General features: G+C 64.0%; 18 protein-coding genes. 8 read left to right on the plus strand and 10 right to left on the minus strand.

Features of this window, described 5'->3' with window-relative positions:
- Window positions 1-8 precede the first annotated feature (8 nt).
- From kynA to AC0L3B_RS09750, 4 genes are all read right to left on the minus strand, one after another.
- Window positions 9-848, minus strand: a complete 840-nt coding sequence (gene kynA / locus AC0L3B_RS09735) for a tryptophan 2,3-dioxygenase (RefSeq protein ID WP_018456311.1) — start codon at window positions 846-848, stop codon at window positions 9-11.
- Window positions 849-881: 33 nt separating this feature from the next.
- Window positions 882-1,691, minus strand: coding sequence for an alpha/beta hydrolase (locus tag AC0L3B_RS09740; protein ID WP_018456310.1), 810 nt, complete (start codon window positions 1,689-1,691; stop codon window positions 882-884).
- A 228-nt stretch (window positions 1,692-1,919) separates the two neighbouring features.
- A complete protein-coding gene (locus AC0L3B_RS09745; protein ID WP_018456309.1) occupies window positions 1,920-3,197 on the minus strand; it encodes an ArgE/DapE family deacylase in 1,278 nt (425 codons plus the stop codon).
- A 53-nt stretch (window positions 3,198-3,250) separates the two neighbouring features.
- Window positions 3,251-3,976 carry a pyridoxamine 5'-phosphate oxidase family protein gene (locus AC0L3B_RS09750; protein ID WP_247297463.1) on the minus strand — a complete coding sequence of 242 codons (726 nt, stop codon included), beginning with the start codon at window positions 3,974-3,976 and terminating at the stop codon, window positions 3,251-3,253.
- Between the two features lie 74 nt (window positions 3,977-4,050).
- Between AC0L3B_RS09750 and pdxR the strand changes: the two genes are divergently transcribed.
- Both pdxR and AC0L3B_RS09760 read left to right on the plus strand, forming a co-directional pair.
- Window positions 4,051-5,523 (plus strand): MocR-like pyridoxine biosynthesis transcription factor PdxR, encoded by a 1,473-nt coding sequence (gene pdxR, locus AC0L3B_RS09755; protein ID WP_247297464.1) that lies wholly within the window; start codon window positions 4,051-4,053, stop codon window positions 5,521-5,523.
- Window positions 5,524-5,590: 67 nt separating this feature from the next.
- Entirely contained in the window at window positions 5,591-5,839 is a 249-nt protein-coding gene (locus tag AC0L3B_RS09760) for a DUF6719 family protein (RefSeq protein ID WP_018456304.1), read from the plus strand.
- Window positions 5,840-5,842: 3 nt separating this feature from the next.
- Here AC0L3B_RS09760 and AC0L3B_RS09765 read toward each other — a convergent pair whose 3' ends face one another.
- A complete protein-coding gene (locus tag AC0L3B_RS09765) occupies window positions 5,843-6,205 on the minus strand; it encodes a hypothetical protein (RefSeq protein WP_026233136.1) in 363 nt (120 codons plus the stop codon).
- A gap of 35 nt (window positions 6,206-6,240) precedes the next feature.
- Window positions 6,241-6,405, minus strand: a complete 165-nt coding sequence (locus AC0L3B_RS09770) for a hypothetical protein (RefSeq protein WP_018456302.1) — start codon at window positions 6,403-6,405, stop codon at window positions 6,241-6,243.
- Window positions 6,406-6,822: 417 nt separating this feature from the next.
- On the opposite strand from AC0L3B_RS09770, the gene AC0L3B_RS09775 reads away from it, so the two are divergent.
- Window positions 6,823-7,026, plus strand: coding sequence for a hypothetical protein (locus tag AC0L3B_RS09775; RefSeq protein ID WP_026233135.1), 204 nt, complete (start codon window positions 6,823-6,825; stop codon window positions 7,024-7,026).
- Between the two features lie 55 nt (window positions 7,027-7,081).
- Here the strand turns inward: AC0L3B_RS09775 and AC0L3B_RS09780 are convergent, their stop codons facing one another.
- Entirely contained in the window at window positions 7,082-7,630 is a 549-nt protein-coding gene (locus AC0L3B_RS09780) for a CreA family protein (RefSeq protein WP_026233134.1), read from the minus strand.
- Between the two features lie 208 nt (window positions 7,631-7,838).
- Between AC0L3B_RS09780 and AC0L3B_RS09785 the strand changes: the two genes are divergently transcribed.
- The 4 genes from AC0L3B_RS09785 (at window position 7,839) to AC0L3B_RS09800 (ending at window position 11,835) form a co-directional block, all read left to right on the plus strand.
- Entirely contained in the window at window positions 7,839-9,422 is a 1,584-nt protein-coding gene (locus AC0L3B_RS09785) for a L,D-transpeptidase family protein (RefSeq protein WP_085384887.1), read from the plus strand.
- Between the two features lie 92 nt (window positions 9,423-9,514).
- Window positions 9,515-10,084: a glutathione peroxidase gene (locus AC0L3B_RS09790; RefSeq protein ID WP_085352959.1), complete on the plus strand. Its 570-nt coding sequence runs from the start codon at window positions 9,515-9,517 to the stop codon at window positions 10,082-10,084.
- 165 nt (window positions 10,085-10,249) lie between these two features.
- Window positions 10,250-11,275 (plus strand): polysaccharide deacetylase family protein, encoded by a 1,026-nt coding sequence (locus AC0L3B_RS09795; RefSeq protein WP_018456296.1) that lies wholly within the window; start codon window positions 10,250-10,252, stop codon window positions 11,273-11,275.
- A gap of 8 nt (window positions 11,276-11,283) precedes the next feature.
- Window positions 11,284-11,835 carry a dihydrofolate reductase family protein gene (locus AC0L3B_RS09800; RefSeq protein ID WP_018456295.1) on the plus strand — a complete coding sequence of 184 codons (552 nt, stop codon included), beginning with the start codon at window positions 11,284-11,286 and terminating at the stop codon, window positions 11,833-11,835.
- Between the two features lie 11 nt (window positions 11,836-11,846).
- On the opposite strand, the gene AC0L3B_RS09805 is transcribed toward AC0L3B_RS09800, so the two are convergent.
- Window positions 11,847-12,299 carry a DoxX family protein gene (locus AC0L3B_RS09805; RefSeq protein ID WP_018456294.1) on the minus strand — a complete coding sequence of 151 codons (453 nt, stop codon included), beginning with the start codon at window positions 12,297-12,299 and terminating at the stop codon, window positions 11,847-11,849.
- Between the two features lie 296 nt (window positions 12,300-12,595).
- Window positions 12,596-14,905 carry an NADP-dependent malic enzyme gene (locus AC0L3B_RS09810; RefSeq protein WP_018456292.1) on the minus strand — a complete coding sequence of 770 codons (2,310 nt, stop codon included), beginning with the start codon at window positions 14,903-14,905 and terminating at the stop codon, window positions 12,596-12,598.
- A 245-nt stretch (window positions 14,906-15,150) separates the two neighbouring features.
- Between AC0L3B_RS09810 and AC0L3B_RS09815 the strand changes: the two genes are divergently transcribed.
- Window positions 15,151-17,115, plus strand: coding sequence for a hypothetical protein (locus AC0L3B_RS09815; protein WP_473380336.1), 1,965 nt, complete (start codon window positions 15,151-15,153; stop codon window positions 17,113-17,115).
- A gap of 145 nt (window positions 17,116-17,260) precedes the next feature.
- On the opposite strand, the gene aspS is transcribed toward AC0L3B_RS09815, so the two are convergent.
- Complete coding sequence (gene aspS / locus AC0L3B_RS09820) at window positions 17,261-19,033, minus strand: aspartate--tRNA ligase (RefSeq protein ID WP_473380337.1); 1,773 nt, start codon at window positions 19,031-19,033, stop codon at window positions 17,261-17,263.
- Window positions 19,034-19,221: the final 188 nt, after the last annotated feature.

The following is a 19,221-nucleotide window of genomic DNA, read 5'->3' on the forward strand; positions in this document are numbered from 1 at the left end:
GGAATTCTCTACAGGATCGTGCGCACGCGCCAGAGTTCCGGAAACAGCTCGACCTCCAGCATGCGCTTGAGGTAGCTGACGCCGCCGGTGCCACCGGTGCCGCGCTTGAAGCCGATGACGCGCTCGACCGTCGTCACATGGTTGAAGCGCCAGCGCCGGAAATAGTCCTCGAAATCGACCAGCTTCTCGGCGAGCTCGTAGAGCATCCAGTGCGTTTCCGGCGCCTCGTAGACGATACGCCAAGCCTGCAGCACACCTTCATTGAAGCTATGAGTCTCGCGAACATCGCGCGCCAGCACGGCCGCAGGCATCTTGAGCCCGTTGCGGTCGGCGAGCCGCAGCACCTCGTCATAGAGGCTTGGCGTTGCGAGCTCGGCTTCGAGCAGCTGCGTTGTTTCCAGATCGTGCGCGTGCGGCTTGAGCATGGCGTGGTTGCGGTTGCCGAGCAGGAATTCGATCTGCCGGTATTGCCGCGACTGGAAGCCTGAGGACTGGCCAAGCTGCGAGCGGAAGCGCGTATACTCGCTGGGCGTCATGGTGCGCAGCACGTCCCAGGCGCCGTTGAGCTGCTCGAAGATGCGCGACATCCGTGCCAGCATCTTCATTGCAGGCTGCACCTCATCCTTCGCGATCGAACGGCGTGCGGCGCTGAGCTCGTGGATGGCGAGCCGCATCCACAGCTCGGTGGTCTGATGCTGGATGATGAACAGCATCTCGTCATGGGCTTCCGACAGGGGATGCTGCGCGCCGAGGATCGCGTCCAGCGCCAGATAGTGTCCATAGGACATGCGCCGGGCGAAATCGGTCTCAGCGCCTTCGCTTGCGGGATCGTATTGGCTGGACGTCATGGCAGGCCCTTTCGATCGATCTTCAAGGCCTCGTCAGTCGAGGCCGATCAGGCGCGCGGTGGTGGGCGACGACGGGTCCTTGAGGGCGTCGATCACGGTGAAATGGTTCAGCCCGGGATCGACGACAAGACGCGTCGGCACATCGAAACCAGTCCAGACGTTGGCCATCAGATCGGACTGGCGGATGAATTCGGGCCGCTCGTTGCCACCGACCCAGGCGGTCACCGGCGAAGGCCCGCGCGGCAGATGCAGCGCCGCGCTTTCCAGCGTCGCCTCCTCCATCGTCATGCGCAGGGTGTCGTTCATCCTGGTCTTGAGCAGCGGACGCAGATCATGCAGGCCGCTGATGGACAGCGTGCCGGCGACGCGGTTGTAGACGGCGGGCTCCAGCCGGCTGTCGTCGCACAGCATACGCGTAACGAGATGCCCGCCGGCGGAATGGCCGGCGAGCCGGATCGGGCCCGCGACCAGCGAGGCCGCCTTGGCAATCGCTGTGGTGATTTCCGCCGTAATGTCGGAGATGCGCGCGGCCGGCGTCAGCGTGTAGCTTGGCAGTGCCACCGTCCAGCCGTGATGGCGCGCGCCTTCGGCGAGATCAGTCCATGTCGACTTGTCGAAGCGCATCCAGTAGCCGCCGTGGACGAACACGACGAGGCCCTTGCTGTCGCCGTCGGGCAAGATCAGATCGAGGCGCTGGCGCTCACCGGGGCCATAGGCGATGTCAGCGCGAAACTCCTTCAGCCCGGCGCGATAAGCCGCCGCCCGCTCCGCCCACAGCGCCGGTATCTTGTCCGAGCCCGGGATATGGGCCGAATTGGCGTAGGCGTCATCCCAATCGCGCATCGTGCTTCCTCGACGGACTCAAGGCCTTGTGGACCAGGCGCCAGTCTGCCACCAGCGCGGGCGGCATCCTAGTCTTTCTTTAAGCTTAAAGGATTTGGGCGCCGGTGGATTGGGCAGCCGGAAGATGGTTCGTTCCCCAGGGCGCAGCGCAGCGTGAAACGATGCGCTGCTGAACCGCGGTCCAAATGTGCGGTGACGTGGGTCCTGGCTCTGTCCGGGACACGAGGGCTACCCCTGCTCCACCCCGCACCAATCCGCGATGAACAGCGCCATTGCCTTGGTCGTCTTTTTCAGCGAGTCCAGATCGACATATTCATTGAAGCCGTGCATCTCGCCGCCACTCGCGCCGAAGCACAGGCTCGGGATGCCGTGATTGAGGCCGTAGAAGCGGGTGTCGGTAAGCGCGGTGAAGACGAGGTCTTCGATTTGGCCGCCATAGACGGTGCTGAAGGCCTTGCCGAACGCCGCCTCAGGCGCGGTGGCATTGGTCAGCTCATAGCCTTCCGACAAAAAGCCCGACCATTCGATCTCCGGCGGATTGTTGGCGAGGAAGCGGTGGTTGCGTGCGGCGGCGGCGACACACGCAAGAATCTCCTTCTGGTGCTCGGCGATCGACCAGCCGGGCAACACGGCAATCCGGCAATCGACGTCGCACCAGGCCGGCACGCTGGAGGCCCAGTCGCCGCCCTTGATGATGCCGGGGTTGAAGTTGATGGGATGGTTCAGCGTCTTGAAGTGACGATCGGCTTTCGCGCGCTCGTTCCACTCGATCTCGAGTTTTTGCAGCGCCTGGATCAAATGATAGGCCGCCATGATTGCATTCGCGCCGGAGCCGGCGAAGGCGACATGGGTCGGATGGCCCTTCACGCGCAGGCGGAACCAGATCACGCCCACCTGCGAGCGCACCATCTTGCCGCCGGTCGGCTCAGGAATGAAGCAGGCATCCGCACGATAGCCTCGTTGAAGCGTCGAGAGCGCCCCGACGCCGGTGCTCTCCTCCTCGATCACAGACTGGAAGTGAATCCGCGCCGTCGGCCTCAGGCCCGCGGCCCTGATCGCATCGAGCGCGGAGAGCGCTGCGATGGTGCCCGACTTCATGTCGCAGGCACCGCGACCGAACATCTTGCCGTCCTTGATGACGGGCGAGAACGGCGGGGTGTCCCACAATTCCAGCGGCCCCGCGGGCACCACGTCGCAATGGCCCTGGAGGATCAGCGATTTGCCCGCCTCGGTTTTGGGCCGGTACGTGCCGACCACAGTGCGCGCCTTCGAAAAATCGTGCTCGATGGGCCCGAAGCCGCGCAGATCCTTGAGGTCGTCGACATTGATGTGCCAGTCGTCGACCTCGTAGCCGCGCGCGCGCAGGAGGTCGCCCATCATGTCCTGGCATGGCCCCTCCGCACCGCGCGTCGAGGGGATCGCGACGAAATCGCGTGTGGTCGCGAGCTGGGCTTCGAAGCCGGCATCAACGGCGTCAAGAATCCTCTGCTGCGTTTCGGCATTCATCAGGCAACTCCAATCGGCATTGAGATCATCGATGGAGCGTAAGCTAACCGATTTCAGCCGTTCGGGTACTCTGCAAAATAGGCATCCCGCAATGCGTCTTCGAGCAGCCGGCCCTCCGAATAGCCATTCAGTGTCGCCGGCCGGCTCACGCCGTCGAGCAGCCGCGGGCAAGGTTCCGGCGCACCGAGCACGGTGCGCACCGGGATGCGCTCGGCATAGATCGGCAATTCATAGTCCTCGTCGTCGTCGGCGACACCCTTGGCCCGGATTTTCGCGGAGGCTTCCTCGATCTCCATCGCGATAAAGGAGGTCGCCTTGATCTCCTGCGTGTTGCTCGCCCGCAGGCTGGCGGTGCGATCCGGGAAGAAGCGGTCGACCATCGCGATCACCGCGCGTTCTTTCTCCTCGGGATCGGTGACGAGATAGGCGGTGCCGAATGCCATCACGGCGCGGTAATCGGCCGAGTGATTGAACCCGCAGCGCGCCAGCACCAGGCTGTCGAGATGGGCGACCGTCAGGCACACGCGCTCGCCCAGGGTCTGGTTGCGCAGCATGCGGCTGGCGCTCGAGCCGTGCCAGTACAGTTTCGTCCCTTCGCGCCAGAAGAAAGTCGGCGTGCAATAGGGCTGGCCGTCGATGGCGTAGGAGACGTGGCAGAGCATCGAGGAATCCAGGATGCGATGAACGGTGTCGTGATCGTAGAAGCCGCGGTCGTGACGGCGCTTCACCTGATTGCGCGCGGATGTCGGATAGGAATTCTGGTTCTCGGTCTGGCTCACGGCCGCTCCTGTCGGATTTGAACAATTCCAGAGCAGTTGTATCCGTGGATTTGGTCTGCGATAGTGCCAATTCCATGCGAAAAATTCCGACCAATTCTGTCCCCTCGCCGGCCAAAGCCGAGCTGCCGCTCGATCTCGCAGGCCCGCACATCACGGCTGGCGCCTCGTCGGCGCACCGGCTGTATCAGGCACTGTGCGAGATGATCGTCGGCGGTCTGGTGAAACCCGGCGAGCCGCTGCCGCCGTCGCGCACGCTGGCCAAACAGACCGGCTTTCGGCGCAATGCCGTCGTCACCGCCTATGAGCGGCTGATCGCCGACGGCTTTGCCGACGCAACCGTCGGCTCCGGCACCTTCGTCGCCGCGCGCATCCCCGCGCGCGCGGCCGAGCCGAAGCGGCCCAAGATCAGCGTCGAAACGCCGGGGCAAGGCGCGTTTTCACTCGGCTGCACCCATATCGACGCGCGTGCCGTGCAGCATTTCCGGGCCTTTGTCGGCCGTCGCATGCGCGCCTTCGGCGCGGAGCATCTGCACTATGGCGATCCCCGTGGCAGCCGCGAACTGCGTGCGGCGATCGCCGATCATCTGTTGTCGGCGCGGGGCCTGCGCTGCGATCCCGATCAGATCATGCTGACGTCAGGCACGCTGCACGCGCTGCGCATCTTGCTGAGCGCAATCCTGAAGCCCGAAGATCAGGTCTGGTGCGAGGACCCAGGTTACCCCGCCGCGCGAAAAACCATCGCGCATTGCGGCTATCGTGCCGTCTCCGTTCCCGTCGACGCGCACGGCATGCGTGTCGCCAAAGGCCGCGCAGCGGCGCCGTCCGCGCGCGCAGCCTATGTGACGCCGTCGCACCAGTTTCCGCTGGGTGTGCAGATGTCGATGCCGCGGCGGCTCGAGCTGCTGGACTGGGCCAGGCAGGCCGGCGCCTTCGTGCTGGAAGACGATTACGACAGCGAATTCCGTTACGACGGCGCGCCGCTGATGTCGCTGGCCGGCATCGATCACCTCCAGCGCGTGATTTACATGGGCACGTTCGCCAAGACGTTGTTTCCGGGCCTGCGCATCGGCTATTGCGCCCTGCCCGAGCGCTTGATTGCGGATGTGACCGCGGCGCGGGCTGCGCTCGACCGCTTTCCCGGCACGCTGATCGAGGGTGCGGTGGCCGACATGCTCAATTCCGGCGCGTTCGCGGCGAACCTGAAGCGCGTGCGCAAGCTTTACCGCGAGGCGCGCGACGCGCTGGCCGGGAGGCTCGAAGCCGCATCCGATGGCGTGCTGTCGGTGCCGGTCCCATCACAGGGTCTGCATCTAGTCGCCCGGTTCGATCCCTCGGTCGATCTGTCTGTGGCGGCGAAAGCCAAGCAGGCCGCGGGCGCCGAAGGCTGGCTGTTGGCCGACACCTATTCACGCGCGCGCCCACAGCCCGGTTTCGTGCTGGGATTTTCCGGCCACGCGGTTTCGAAGCTCGTGGCCTCCGCCGAACGACTCGCGCGGGAATCGCGAGCGGCCTTGCGCGCGAGGAGCAAGCCGGCCGGGCGGGCATGACGAACGTTCACTATGAGAATCGGCTGCCGCTCCCTACATTGCGACATCGATGCTGGGAGCTCTCACCATGCTGCTACGCCGCGCGACTTGCCTCTCGCTCCTGATCTTCATCGCACTCGCTGCGACAGCGCGCGCAGGTACCGTCGGACGCGAGCAGGACATCGTCGACCTCAAGCTCGGCCAGCGCGTTCAAGTGGACGACGGAACCTGTCCCGCCGGACAGGTCAAGGAAGTGCGAGGCGCCAAAATGACCGACAAGGGCGTCGCACGGACGAGCATCTGTGTGTCGCGGTTTGGTCCAAAATCAAAGCGATGAGCGCTACTTCGCCGGATCGAACATGCATTGCAGGGTCGGCTTGGCGATCTTGGTGAAGGTCGGGCCGATTTCGGTCTGCTTTGCGGCCGGCACCCAGTCGGTCTCGATCGTCGGCACCCCGGTCTCGCTGATGCCGCGCAGCAGGGCCTCGCGAAGATCGCGATCCTCGACGACGGCGGCAGCATGATCATGCAGGCAGCCGCAGACCTCTTCCGGATGCTCCCACCGTCCGAGCATGCGCGGCGCGCATTGCCTCACGAACTCGGTACGGGGATCGGGTAATCTGGATGGAGAGCGCACCTGCGCCTGAACGGCACTGATCGTCAGAAGGGATATGAACGCCGCAGCGCAGGAACGAACAAGCATGATGGCCTTTATTGGCTGATTTTTCTTGTTGGCGATCAGAAGCGCGCGGCAACCACGATCGGCTGCGGTGCCGGGATCATGATCGGCGAGCCGCTGTACTGGAAAGTACCGATACCCGGGACATTGCCGTCCGGCGAGCCTGCGAACGAGGAGCCGGCGAGCACGAAACCGAAAGCAAGGATGAGGCTGAGCGTGCGCATGAAGTTCTCTCCGAATTCGGTGGCCGGCGTGCGCCGTCGTCGTCGTGAGGTTGATAACCATGGGCGGTTTCGCGCGTGATGCGCCAAAGCCGGAAAATGGTTTCGTCTGCGTGAGAATTGTTTCGTCCCGCTCGAGGCGACGACATATTCCATGGAAAATCTCAATCTTTTCAGATGGGTCGTGCGGTCACCCAATGTAGCTTGGCAGGTTCCGGCGAGCTCGGATGCGCCGCGGAACGCCGGCGCCGTCATGATCCCGCCTCACACCCTTCACATGCGTTTTACGTTTTTCTGCTGAAGAGAAGCCGAACGAAGGCTGGGTCCTGTCGAACCGGGGGCGCTTCGACTGCGACCCAAGCTATCGAGACCGAGGACGCCCGAGCATCGCCGAGCGTGTTCATGTGAGGAACAGCCATCATGACCGCGCAGAATCGCGCAACGACGCGCGATGCGGACCAACGAACGGACCGCCGGGAGCAACGACCTGTTCACAGCCATTCGCCTGGCGAAATGGCGCTACAATCGAGCCGGGGCTTTGAGGCCACGCCGCAGTCATTCGTGCGGCTGACCGGCTCGCATCTTGCAAAACCGCGCGCCATCCGCGCTGACATCATCGAGTGAACGCAAACCCCTCACTGAGTGCACGCGAGAGCGTCACTGAGTGAACGCAAGAGCGTCACTGAGTGAAGAACTCTCCGCACTTCTGGACGTTGGCGTCCGCCGGTCCCCACGGCATGACCGGCACGGTCGAGGTCGAGTTCTTCGGCGAACCCTCGATCAGCCTGTCCGAATAGACCATGTAGACCAGCACGTTGCGCTTCGCGTCACAGCCGCGCACGATCTGCATCTTCTTGAAGAACAGCGAGCGGCGCTGGCGGAACATGTCGTCGCCCTGCTCCATCTTGTTCTTGAACTTGATCGGGCCGACCTGACGGCAGGCGAGCGAAATGTCCGAGACTTCCTCGGCAAGGCCCAGCCAGCCCTTGAAGCCGCCCTTCTCCGGCACCGTAAAATGACAGGCCACGCCCTCGACTTCAGGATCGTCGAGGCCGTAGGTCGCAAGCTTGTCGTTCGGGCTCATCCATTTGAACACGGTCGAGCGGCGAAAGATCAGATCCGGCTCGTCGGCGGCGAAGGCGGACGCTGCCGGCACGGTCAACGCCATGAGGAATAAAGCGAGGCCTTTCAAGCGGATGCTGGAAAGACTGCGGAAACGAGATGACATGAACCTCTCCGGTAACAACTTCCAGCAATGTAGGGATGAGGCGACCGATCAGGAAGACGACCGGCAAGCCGACACGGCCGCCGTTTACCGCTCCGTGAGGCTTTTTTGCTACGCTTTGGACAAATGTAGCTGATGGCAGAACCGCCATGCTGGTGAACGCGTATCCCCTCTGAGAGACTAACATCTGATTTGGATTATGGATTCGAGGATGAACAGCGTGAACGGGGCCGGTTTTTCTGCCAAGCCGACGCGGCTTTGGCAGGTCGCCATTTTGGCGGCGGCGGGTGCGATCGGCACGGCAAGCCAGGCGGACGCAGCGTTTTATTACTGGACGGACTATTCCGACGGGTCCTACGGGCGCCAGGAGCGCCATCTCGACGTCCCGCGCCAGAAACCGCAGAAGCGCGGTGCGGTCGGCAAAAAAGACCTTGTTGCCGAAAAAGAAGCCGGCACCAAACCGCAAGGTCCTCTCGTCATCGTCGTCTCGATCGACCGGCAGAAGGTCACGGTCTACGACAGCAAAGGCGTGTTCGCGGAATCCCCGGTTTCGACGGGCATGAAGGGCCATTCGACGCCGATGGGTGTGTTCAGCGTCATCCAGAAGCACAAATTCCACCACTCCAACATCTATAGCGGCGCGCCGATGCCGTACATGCAGCGGATCACCTGGTCGGGCGTTGCCATGCATGCCGGCGTGCTGCCGGGCTATCCAGCCTCGCACGGCTGCATCCGCATGCCGATGGCGTTCGCGGTGAAGATGTGGAACTGGACCAGGATGGGCGCGCGCGTGATCGTTTCGCCCGGTCAGATGTCGCCGCAGAAGTTCTCACATCCGCTGCTTGCCTCGCTGCGCGTGCCACCGCAACCCGCGGCCAGCCTCGAGCCGCAGACCAATGCCGGCGACAAGGCCGACAAGGGCACAGCCAATACCGCGGCCACCGAAGCAAAGCCGGTTGAAACGAAAACCGCCAGCGCCGACGGCGTGCCCGAGCTGCGCTCGTCGGTCGGCCACACCGTGATGTCGGACGTGACCACCGGATATGCCCCAGCCCGCGAGGAGGCCCCGGCATCGGCCGACAACACCGAGACAACGGCAAAGCCCGAGACCAAGCCCGCTGAGGCGGCGGACGCGGCCAAGCCAGAGGCCGGAGACGCCGCGCAGCCCGCGAACACTGAAGCGAAGCCTGTCGACGCCGCGGAGACGCCGAAGTCCGAACTCGCGAAGACATCCGATGCACCGGCCGCGGCGCCAGCGCAGGCGGCCACGACCGACGTCAAGAAGGACGAAACCCGCGTTGCCGATCCGGCGCCCGTGGCAAAACCTGAAGCGCCCAAGCGAGCGGGCCAGATCGCGGTCTTCATCAGCCGCAAGGATTCCAAGCTCTACGTGCGGCAGAACTTTGCGCCGCTGTTCGAGGTGCCTGTCACAATCGCCGCGAGTGATCGGCCGCTCGGCACGCATGTCTTTACCGCCGAAATCGACAAGGCCGATTCCAATGCGCTGCATTGGTCGGTGGTGTCCTTGCCAGTGTCGGTCCGTTCTGCCGCGCGCGAAGATGACGGCCGCGTGACAGGCCGCCAACGTGGCGCGGCGGTGATTCCCGTCGCCGTAAAGCCTGTGGTCCCGCCGGACAGTCCAGCCGAGGCCCTGGACCGCGTCTCGATCCCGGCCGACACGATCGCGAGGATCAACGAAATGCTGACATCGGGCGGCTCGATCATCGTCTCCGACCAGGGCATCAACCAGGGCGAGACTGGCGAAGGCACCGATTTCATCGTCCGCCTGTACTAACGCGCCTCATCGCGGCAGATAACGCCGTGTTGACGACGCCGCTCGCACCGACGGGGTAACATGCGCCCCGGATCATTTCGGGGGACGCCGTTATGATGAACCGCAGGACCATACTCATCGCCGCCTTTGCAGGCACGCTGGCGCCGGCGACGCGTGCACTGGCGGATGGCGGCATGAGCCGAATTTCCGCCTACGCCTTCTCTTTCCCGGCATTGTCAGGCGACGACATCCGCCTTGCGGCCTTCACTGGCAGGCCGCTGCTGGTGGTGAACACCGCTTCGCTCTGCGGTTACACGCCGCAATATGCCGGCCTGCAAGACATCTGGAGCGAGTTTCGCGAACGCGGCCTCACCGTCATTGGCGTGCCCTCCAACGATTTCGGCGGACAGGAGCCCGGCGGCACCAGTGAGATCTCGGAAACCGCCCACCACCAATACGGCGTTACCTTCCCCATCGCGGCCAAGGCCATCGTGGTCGGTGCAAAGGCGCATCCATTCTACAAATGGGCGGCAGAGGCGCGCCCGCGAGAAGTTCCGCGCTGGAACTTCCACAAATATCTGATCGGCCGGGACGGCTATATCGCCGATGTCTTTGCATCCGCGGTCGAACCGACAGACACGCGGATCAAGACGGCGATCGCCAAGGCGCTGGCCGACACTTGACGCCACGCGTCCCCAACCCGGTTGGGCACAATTGGGCTGGCGCGCCAAACAGCCGTTGCAATGGCGAGGGCCCACCATCTAGGCTAGGATTGTTATGGGCAGGATGGTTTTGCCGAAGGCGAAAAGCCGCGGCGGAACAACGGGATCAATCTCGAGGACAACACCATGCGTGTGGCGGCAGGACTGATATTGGCAAGCGCGATGTCTCTGGCGATGACGGGCGCGGCATGGTCGCAGACCCCGGCTGCAAAGCCCGCCGCCGCGACGCAGGCCGCACCGGCGGCAACACCGGCTGCGGCTGCGCCCGCTGCAGCTCCCGCACCCGCTCCTGCAGCAGCCGCCGCGCCGGCGGGCTTCGTCAATCCTCCGCCGCCTAAGCAGGCGCCCCAGCCCGCCCGCGCAGCCTGCAACACGCCGGGCGCGCTTGGGGTCGCCCGCACCGTCGAGATCGACACCACGGGCGGTCCTGGCTTCGGCTTCGAGCATTTCAAGGAGCTCGATTTCCTGCGCGACCACGAAGTGGTGCTGACCTTCGACGACGGCCCCTGGCCCAAGAACACGCCCGCGGTGCTGAAGGCGCTCGCCGACGAGTGCACCACCGGCATCTTCTTCTCGATCGGCAAGCACGCGACCTACGAGCCGGAGATCCTGAAGCAGGTCTACGCGGCCGGCCATACCGTGGGCACCCACACCTGGTCGCACGCCAACCTCAACAACAAGAAGCTCACGGAAGCGCAGCGCAAGGAAGAGATCGAGAAGGGTCTTTCCGCGGTGAAATGGGCGCTCGGCGGCATTTCGCCCTCGCCTTTCTTCCGCTTCCCGGCGCTCCAGCATCCGCCGGAGATGGTCACCTATCTCGGCAACCGCAACACAGCGATCTTCTCCTGCGACATCGACTCCTTCGACTTCAAGGCCTCGAAGCCCGAGAAGGTGATCGAGACCGTCATGAAGAAGCTCGACAGCAAGGGCAAGGGCATCATCCTGATGCACGACTTCCAGAAGCACACTGCGGAAGCCCTGCCCGAATTGCTCAAGCGCCTGAAGGCCGGCGGTTACAAGGTGGTGGCGATGCGCGCCAAGTTCCCGGCCTCGACGCTGCCGGAATACGACCAGGAACTGCTCAAGGACGTCAAGCTGCCGACGGTGAGCACCCGGCCGGTCAACAGCGTCGTGACAACGGTTTCCGAATAGCCGCGCCCTTGTCCTTTCGGATCGAAGGCTACGTCATCGTCTCCGCGGACGGCATGCTCGCGGACGCCGACCATGTCATGCCCGACAGCCTGAAGTTCGAAGGCGACAAGCTGTTCTTCGAGCAGGCGCTCGATCGCGCCGCGCTGATCGTGCACGGCCGTCACTCGCATGAGCAGCAGCCGAATTCACCCAAGCGCAAGCGCCTGATCCTGACCCGCAAGATCCAGACTCTGACCGTCGATCCCGAGATGCCGAACGCGACCTTGTGGAATCCGGCTCACACCAGCTTTGAGGACGCCTGTGCGTTCGCCGATGTCGCTTCCGGCACCGTCGCAATCATCGGCGGCCCCGTCGTGTTCGACATGTTCATGGATCGCTACGATACGTTCTGGCTGTCGGAAGCCCCGCACCTTCGGCTGCCCCGCGGCGAGGGCTGTTTTGTCGAAGTACCGGGGCGCACGCCTCAGGAGGTGCTGGCCTCACACGGGATGAAGCCGGGCGCGCCGTATCTGCTCGACGCCGCGCATGACGTGACGGTGACGCCATGGCGCAGGACGTAGTGGCTTAACCTTTATACGTCCCCGTAGGCCGCTTCGGCCGGACGCGTGGCGCGCCCGTAGCCCATGATCATGAACAGGGCGCCGATGATCGACAGGTTCTTGAGCGCGTCGACCAGCATCTTGCCGTTGTCAGGCGGCACCTGGTTCCAGAAGTCGTAGAACAGGAAGGTCGCGACCGCGACATAGATAATCATCAGCATCGCGAAGAAGCGCGCGCCGAAATTCAGCGCGATCATCACGCCTGCGATGATCTCGAGCACGCCGACTGCGATCGCCAGCAGTTGCGGCGTGGTCATGGCCGTCGCCGTCTCGATCTGCTTGGCGTAAGGCGCGATCATGTCGGGCATCACGACCTTGGCGGCGATGAAATCAACGGTCGCCTGCATGGCAAACAGTCTTGCCGCACCCGTGTAGATGAACAGCACGGCGAACAGGATCCGCCCGAAAGTTACGAACGCTGGCATGATCGGCCTCTTTGCTCAGGCTTTTGAATTCTCGCGAAAGCACTTCGCGATTATGAAGATACATTCGCCGGTTTACAAACGGGGAAATGGCTAACTGCGAGCAATTCAAAGTTGGTGGCCCGGCACTGCACCTTCTCTCCTCGCGGGAGAAGGTGGCGCGAAGCGCCGGATGAGGGGTCGCGCTCTGCAATTCAACCGTGAGAAATGTGCGCGCGGAAGCAACCCCTCACCCGTCTCGCCGCTCCGCGGCGAGCCACCCTCTCTCACAAGGGGAGAGGGGAAGGCCACGCAGCGGCCTACGTAAACAACGTCGGCTGCTGCCGCGACGCGCGCTCCTGCGCTTCCACCACAGCCACTGCGGTCATGTTGAGGATGCCGCGCGCCGTTACCGACGGGGTGAGGATGTGAGCCGGGCGCGCCGGGCCGATCAGGATCGGCCCGACGGGGAGCGCGTCCGCCAGCGACTTGATCATCTGATAAGCGACGTTGGCGGTGTCGAGGCTTGGCATGATCATGATGTTGGCTTCGCCCTCGAGCTTGGAGTGCGGCAGCACCATTTTGCGCGCGGCGGCCGAGAGCGCGGTGTCGCCTTGCATCTCGCCGTCGGCCTCGAGTTCCGGATGCTTCTCCTTCAGGAGCTGGGTCGCCCGGCGCATCTTGCGCGAGGATTCCGTGTCGTAGCTGCCGAAATCCGAATGCGAGACGAAGGCGATCTTCGGCTTGATGTTGAAGCGTTGGACGTGGACCGCCGCGAGCGAGGCGATCTCGGCGAGCTCTTCGGCGCTCGGATTGGGCCGCACCTGGGTGTCGGCGATGAAGAAGGCGCCCTTGCTCGTGATCAGCAGCGCCAGCGCCGCATAGTCGCTGATTCCCGGGGTGAACCCGACGATCTCGCGAACATGGCGCAGATGGCTCATGTAGCGGCCCTCGACGCCGCAGAGCATGGCGTCCGCCTCTCCGCGCACCACCGCGAGCGCCGCGATGACGGTGTTATTGGTGCGCACCACCGTGCGCGCCGCATCCGGCGTCACGCCGCGGCGGCCGGCGACCTCGCCATAGGACTGCACGTAGGAGCGGTAGCGCGGATCGTCCTCGGGATTGACCAGGTCGAAGTCCCTGCCGGCCTTGATAGACAGGCCGAAGCGCTCGATGCGGGCCTCGACCACCGACGGACGTCCCACCAGGATCGGCATCGCCAGCTTCTCTTCCAGCACCACCTGGGTGGCGCGCAGCACGCGCTCATCCTCGCCTTCGGCGTAGATCACGCGCACCGGTTGGGTCTTGGCCTTGGCGAACATCGGCTTCATGACGAGGCCGGAGCGGAAGGCGAAGCGCTCGAGCAACGCGGTGTACTCGTCGAAATTGGTGATGGGCCGGGTCGCAACGCCCGATTCCATCGCGGCCTTCGCCACCGCCGGCGCGATGCGCAGGATCAATCTCGGATCAAAGGGACTCGGGATCAGCGAGCCCGGGCCAAACCCTTGCGTCTCGCCGGTATCGAAGCCTTGCGCGACCGCATCGGACGGCGCCTCGCGCGCGAGCTGCGCGATGGCCTCGACGGCGGCGTGCTTCATCTCCTCGTTGATCGCGGTGGCGCCGACATCGAGCGCGCCACGGAAGATGAAGGGAAAGCACAGGACGTTGTTGACCTGGTTCGGATAGTCGGAGCGGCCAGTGCAGATCATGGCGTCGGGACGGGCTTTGCGCGCCTCCTCCGGCATGATCTCCGGCGTCGGATTCGCGAGCGCCATGATGAGCGGCTTGTCGCCCATCGCCTTGGCCATCTCGGGCTTGAGCACGCCCGGTGCGGAGAGGCCGATAAAGATGTCGGCGCCGCCGATGACGTCGGCGAGCGTGCGCTTGTCGGTCTTCTGCGCATAGACCGCCTTCCAGCGGTCCATCGTGGTGTTGCGGCCTTCGTGAACAAGGCCGTCGATGTCGCAGACCCAGATGTTCTTGCGCTGCGCCCCCATCGACACCAGCAGGTTCAGTGTCGCAAGCGCTGCGGCCCCTGCCCCCGATGCGACGATCTTGACGTCCGACAGGTTCTTGCCGTTCAGGCGCAGACCGTTGGTGATCGCGGCGGCGACGATGATCGCGGTGCCGTGCTGGTCGTCGTGAAAGACCGGGATCTTCATGCGCTCCTTGAGCTGCGCCTCGATCTCGAAGCATTCCGGTCCGCGGATGTCCTCGAGATTGATGCCGCCGAAGGTCGGCTCGAGCGCGGCCACGGTCTCGACCACGCGTTCGATGGTGTCGGCCGCGATCTCGATGTCGAACACGTCAATGCCGGCGAATTTCTTGAACAGGACCGCCTTGCCCTCCATCACCGGCTTCGAGGCCAGCGGGCCGATATTGCCGAGGCCGAGCACGGCGGTGCCGTTCGAAACCACGGCAACCAGATTGGAGCGTATCGTCAGCGTCGCCGCTTCCGCGGGGTTCTTGGCGATCTCCATGCAGGCGGCGGCGACGCCGGGGGAATAGGCCAGCGCGAGGTCGCGCTGGTTGGCGAGCGGCTTGCTCGCCTGGATCTCGAGCTTTCCGGGGCGCGGCAGCCGATGATAGGCCAGCGCCGCCTGGTGGAGATCATCAGAATAGGACGACATGCGGTGTCTTGCCTCGCGTTACCGGCCTCAAACTACGTTGTCCTGACCGGCCCGCCTTCGGGTGGTATTTCCGGGTCATGGAAACGGGATGAAGCACGTCGGGCGGCCCGGTGGCAACATCCGATTGCGGCCCCATCAACAGGCCGCGCGGTCAAATATCTGATAGCGCTCGCTTTCTCTGGACCGCGCGTTGCTTTGCGAATATGGCAGGTTGCGTGCTGCAACGCGAGCAACTGGAGCTGGGAATGAAGCGAATCCTGATCGGCTTCATCGTCGTGGCCGTGGTGGCGGCGGGCGGATGGTTGGGCTTCAGCTTCTACGCAAAACATCGCGTCACCGCCGAGGTGGAGACCGCGTTCGAGCAAATCCGCAAGCAAGGCGGCAAGGCTAGCTACGGCAAGATCGCCTTCGATCTGCCCACGCGCACCCTCACGATCGAGGACATCGCGGTTACGCCGGGCAAGGCACCGCAGGCGCAGATCAGGATCGCCGCCATCAAGGGCACGGGCGTTCGCCAGATCGACGAAACAAGGATCTCGGCCGACGCCGTCGACATCACCGGGCTCGAGGTTACGCTGGACCAGATCGGCGCTGCCAAGCTGAAGGTCGCGTACAAGATCCCGCACCTGGTCATGCGCGACTATGCCGGTCCTGTTCAGGCGGGTCAGGTGCCGGCGGACAGCTCGCTGGTCGATATGTACCGCTACGTGCTCGGCCAATATGCGAGTGTCGCTGCATCGTCGCTCACGGCTCCGACCCTCACGATCAGCTTCGATTCCCGCGCCGCCGGCAGCGGCGAGGTCACCTATTCCGGACTGGCGATCCAGAACCTAAAGCACGGCAAGATCGACGGGATGAAGTCGGACCGCGCCGTGATCTCGGTCGACGTGAAGCAACCCGGCAAGACGGACAAGCTGACGGGTGAATCGTCGAACATCATCGTCAACGATTTCGACGCGACCGCGATCATCGCCGCGCTCGATCCGCAGACGGCCAGCGACGACAGCTATCGCCGGGTCTATCGGCAGGTCTCGACGGGCCCCTATGCGCTCAAATCGGCACAGGGGATGCGAGTGGATGTCGACGGGTTCACCATGGAAGACATCGCCGTCCAGCCGTCGCAATTCCGGCTGGCCGAGATATTTGCCGCGCTGCCACGGGATCAATCGGCCCCGCCGACTCCGGCGCAGGCACGCGAGCTGCTGGAGAAGCTCGCCGGAGTTTATGAGGGTCTTCGCATCGGTAAGGCCGAAATCGGCAAGATGTCGGTCGGCACGCCGCAAGGAACGGCCACGGTTGGTGCCATCCGATTTCGCGACGGCGAGTTCGCGGTCGAAGGCGTCGACGCGCCGTCTCCGCAGGGACAGTTCAAGATGGAGCGCTTTGCGCTGAAGTCCTTCAGCACGGCGAGTTTGATGCGCTGGGCAGCAAGCCTCACCACTGCCGGGCGGGCGCCCTCGCCGGATCAGATGCTCGGGCTGTTCGGCGTGCTCGCAGGCGCGGAGATCAAGGGCGTGACGGCGCCGTTCAAGACCACCAATAAGCTGGTCATGATCGACACACTGAGCCTGGACTGGGGGCAGCTGGTCGGCTCGATCCCGAGCAAGGCGCATGTGGTTGCCAAATTTGTCACGCCAGCCGATCCATCCGGTCCAAAACAGCTTCCATTGATTGCCAGCGGGATCGACAAGCTCGCGATCGACCTCGATCTCGGCGCTGCCTGGACCGAACAGTCCAACAGCTTCGCTCTGACGCCCGCGACCCTCGACATCGGAGGCATCGCAAGAGCGCAACTGCGTATGGCGCTCGGCAACGTACCACGCGAGGTGTTTTCGGCCGATCCGGCCCAGCTCATGGGCCAGGCGGCCCGGATCGAGGCGGGCACGCTCGAATTCTCATTGCGCGACAGCGGCGTCATCGATCTCGTCGCGGCGCAGTTCGCGCGCATGCAGAATGTCAGCCGCGATACCGCACGCCAGGCGCTCGTCGAAAGCATCAAGGCTAAACGCGAGCAAGTTGCTTCCGCCAATCCGGATGCGAACGCGGCCGTGGACGCGATCGCCCGCTTCGTCGAGACGCCGAGCCAGACGCTTTCCATCAAGCTGTCCCCGCGCGCCAAGGGACCGCTGATGCAATTGATGCAGCTCTTGCAAACCGACCCACAGAGCGCGCTTGCGCAGTTCAGGATCGAGGCGTCGACGGGGCTGTAGGGAACGACGCTGCGCGCGGGGATGGCAGTTGGACCGGCGAAAATCCCTCCCCGTCATTGCGAGCGAAGCAAAGCAATCCAGAGTCACTCCGCGGAAAGATTTTGGATTGCTTCGCTTCGCTCGCAATGACGCTGTGGAGACAGCCTCACTTCTGCGGCAGGCTCACCTTCACGTGCAGCTCGCGGAGCTGCTTGGGGCTGGGCTCCGACGGTGCGCCCATCAGGAGGTCCATGGCCTGCTGGTTCATCGGGAACAGCGAGACCTCGCGCAGATTGTTGGTGCCGCACAAGAGCATGACGATGCGGTCGACACCGGCGGCCATGCCGCCATGCGGCGGGGCGCCGTACTGGAAGGCGCGGTACATGCCGCCGAAGCGATCGACGACTTCCTGCTCGCCATAGCCGGCGATCTCGAACGCCTTCACCATCGCTTCCGGCAGGTGGTTGCGGATGCCACCCGAGGCGATCTCGTAGCCGTTACAGGTGATGTCGTACTGGAACGCCTTGATGGTCAGCGGGTCCTGGCCCTTCAAGGCATCGAGACCGCCCTGCGGCATCGAGAACGGGTTGTGCGAGAAGTCGACCTTCTTGTCCTCGTCGTTGTACTCGTACATCGGGAAGTCGACGATCCAGGCCAGCTCGAACCGCTCCTTGTCGGTGAGGTTCAACTCCTCGCCGACCTTGTTGCGGGCCAACCCTGAAAATTTCCAGAACTTGTCGGGATCGCCGGCGACGAAGAAGGCGGCGTCGCCTTCCTTCACGCCGATCTGCGCGCGGATCGCGGCGGTGCGCTCAGCACCGATGTTGTTGGCAAGCGGACCGGCACCTTCGCCGCCCTCGCGCCACATGATGTAGCCGAGGCCGGGCTGACCTTCGCCCTGCGCCCAGGAGTTCATGCGGTCGCAGAAGGCGCGCGAGCCGCCACCCGGCGCCGGGATCGCCCAGACCTGGTTCTTGGGGTCCTCCAACATGCGCGCGAACACCTTGAAGCCGGAGCCGCGGAAGTGTTCGGAGACGTCCTGCATCTCGATCGGGTTGCGCAGGTCCGGCTTGTCGCTGCCGTATTTGCGCAAGGCTTCCGCGAACGGAATCCGGCGCCAGCCCTTGGTCACCGGCTTGCCCTTGGCAAACTCCTCGAACACACCCGTGATGACAGGCTCCATCGCGGCGAAGACATCGTCCTGCGTGACAAAGCTCATCTCGACGTCGAGCTGGTAGAACTCGCCCGGCAGACGATCCGCGCGTGGATCCTCGTCGCGGAAGCAGGGCGCGATCTGGAAGTAGCGATCGAAGCCCGACATCATCAAGAGCTGCTTGTACTGCTGCGGCGCCTGCGGCAGGGCATAGAACTTGCCGGGATGAATGCGCGACGGCACCAGGAAGTCGCGCGCGCCCTCCGGCGAGGACGCGGTCAGGATCGGCGTGTTGAACTCGAAGAAGCCCTGCCCCTCCATGCGCCGACGCATCGACTTGATGATTTCGACGCGCGTCATGATGTTCTGGTGCAGCTTCTCGCGACGCAGATCGAGGAAGCGGTACTTCAGGCGGATGTCTTCAGGATATTCCTGGTCGCCGAACACCGGGAGCGGCAGGTCGCCGGCCGGGCCCAGCACCTCGATCTCGCTGACATAGATCTCGATCTTGCCAGTCGGCAGATCGTCATTGTCGGTGCCTTCGGGGCGGCGACGGGCCTTACCGTCCATCCGCACCACGAATTCCGAACGCAGCTTTTCGGCCTGCGAGAACGCCGGCGAGTCCGGATCGACTACGCACTGGGTCAGGCCGTAATGGTCGCGCAGGTCGATGAACAGCACGCCGCCATGGTCGCGAACGCGATGGACCCAGCCTGAAAGGCGGACCGTCTCCCCGATGTTGCTCTCGCGGAGCGCGCCGCATGTATGTGACCGGTAGCGATGCATGGTCGTCCCAAATTCAATGTCGGAGGATCGAATCGAACCGCCGAAACGGCAGGTTCAAAGTTGCGGCAGGGTTTACCTCGGCAGGACGGGGGCGGCAACCAAGGGAACGGCCCGTTTTCGGCTGGAAGTGGCCATTTTTGCCCAATCTCGGCTCAAGCCTTTGCCATCAGGCGTTCCACGCCTATCTT

The sequence above is a fragment of the Bradyrhizobium sp. Kon56 genome (assembly GCF_055807635.1).

What these genes read in the sequence shown, in the direction of transcription:
- AC0L3B_RS09765 (WP_026233136.1), bottom strand. Translation starts at nt 6,205, where the DNA reads ATGCTTGTTCGTTCCTGCGCTGCGGCGTTCATATCCCTTCTGACGATC.
- AC0L3B_RS09785 (WP_085384887.1), top strand. Translation starts at nt 7,839, where the DNA reads ATGAACAGCGTGAACGGGGCCGGTTTTTCTGCCAAGCCGACGCGGCTT.
- AC0L3B_RS09815 (WP_473380336.1), top strand. Translation starts at nt 15,151, where the DNA reads ATGAAGCGAATCCTGATCGGCTTCATCGTCGTGGCCGTGGTGGCGGCG.
- AC0L3B_RS09810 (WP_018456292.1), bottom strand. Translation starts at nt 14,905, where the DNA reads ATGTCGTCCTATTCTGATGATCTCCACCAGGCGGCGCTGGCCTATCAT.
- AC0L3B_RS09740 (WP_018456310.1), bottom strand. Translation starts at nt 1,691, where the DNA reads ATGCGCGATTGGGATGACGCCTACGCCAATTCGGCCCATATCCCGGGC.
- AC0L3B_RS09790 (WP_085352959.1), top strand. Translation starts at nt 9,515, where the DNA reads ATGATGAACCGCAGGACCATACTCATCGCCGCCTTTGCAGGCACGCTG.
- AC0L3B_RS09795 (WP_018456296.1), top strand. Translation starts at nt 10,250, where the DNA reads ATGCGTGTGGCGGCAGGACTGATATTGGCAAGCGCGATGTCTCTGGCG.
- AC0L3B_RS09775 (WP_026233135.1), top strand. Translation starts at nt 6,823, where the DNA reads ATGACCGCGCAGAATCGCGCAACGACGCGCGATGCGGACCAACGAACG.
- aspS (WP_473380337.1), bottom strand. Translation starts at nt 19,033, where the DNA reads ATGCATCGCTACCGGTCACATACATGCGGCGCGCTCCGCGAGAGCAAC.
- AC0L3B_RS09780 (WP_026233134.1), bottom strand. Translation starts at nt 7,630, where the DNA reads ATGTCATCTCGTTTCCGCAGTCTTTCCAGCATCCGCTTGAAAGGCCTC.
- AC0L3B_RS09805 (WP_018456294.1), bottom strand. Translation starts at nt 12,299, where the DNA reads ATGCCAGCGTTCGTAACTTTCGGGCGGATCCTGTTCGCCGTGCTGTTC.
- AC0L3B_RS09770 (WP_018456302.1), bottom strand. Translation starts at nt 6,405, where the DNA reads ATGCGCACGCTCAGCCTCATCCTTGCTTTCGGTTTCGTGCTCGCCGGC.
- pdxR (WP_247297464.1), top strand. Translation starts at nt 4,051, where the DNA reads ATGCGAAAAATTCCGACCAATTCTGTCCCCTCGCCGGCCAAAGCCGAG.
- kynA (WP_018456311.1), bottom strand. Translation starts at nt 848, where the DNA reads ATGACGTCCAGCCAATACGATCCCGCAAGCGAAGGCGCTGAGACCGAT.
- AC0L3B_RS09745 (WP_018456309.1), bottom strand. Translation starts at nt 3,197, where the DNA reads ATGAATGCCGAAACGCAGCAGAGGATTCTTGACGCCGTTGATGCCGGC.
- AC0L3B_RS09760 (WP_018456304.1), top strand. Translation starts at nt 5,591, where the DNA reads ATGCTGCTACGCCGCGCGACTTGCCTCTCGCTCCTGATCTTCATCGCA.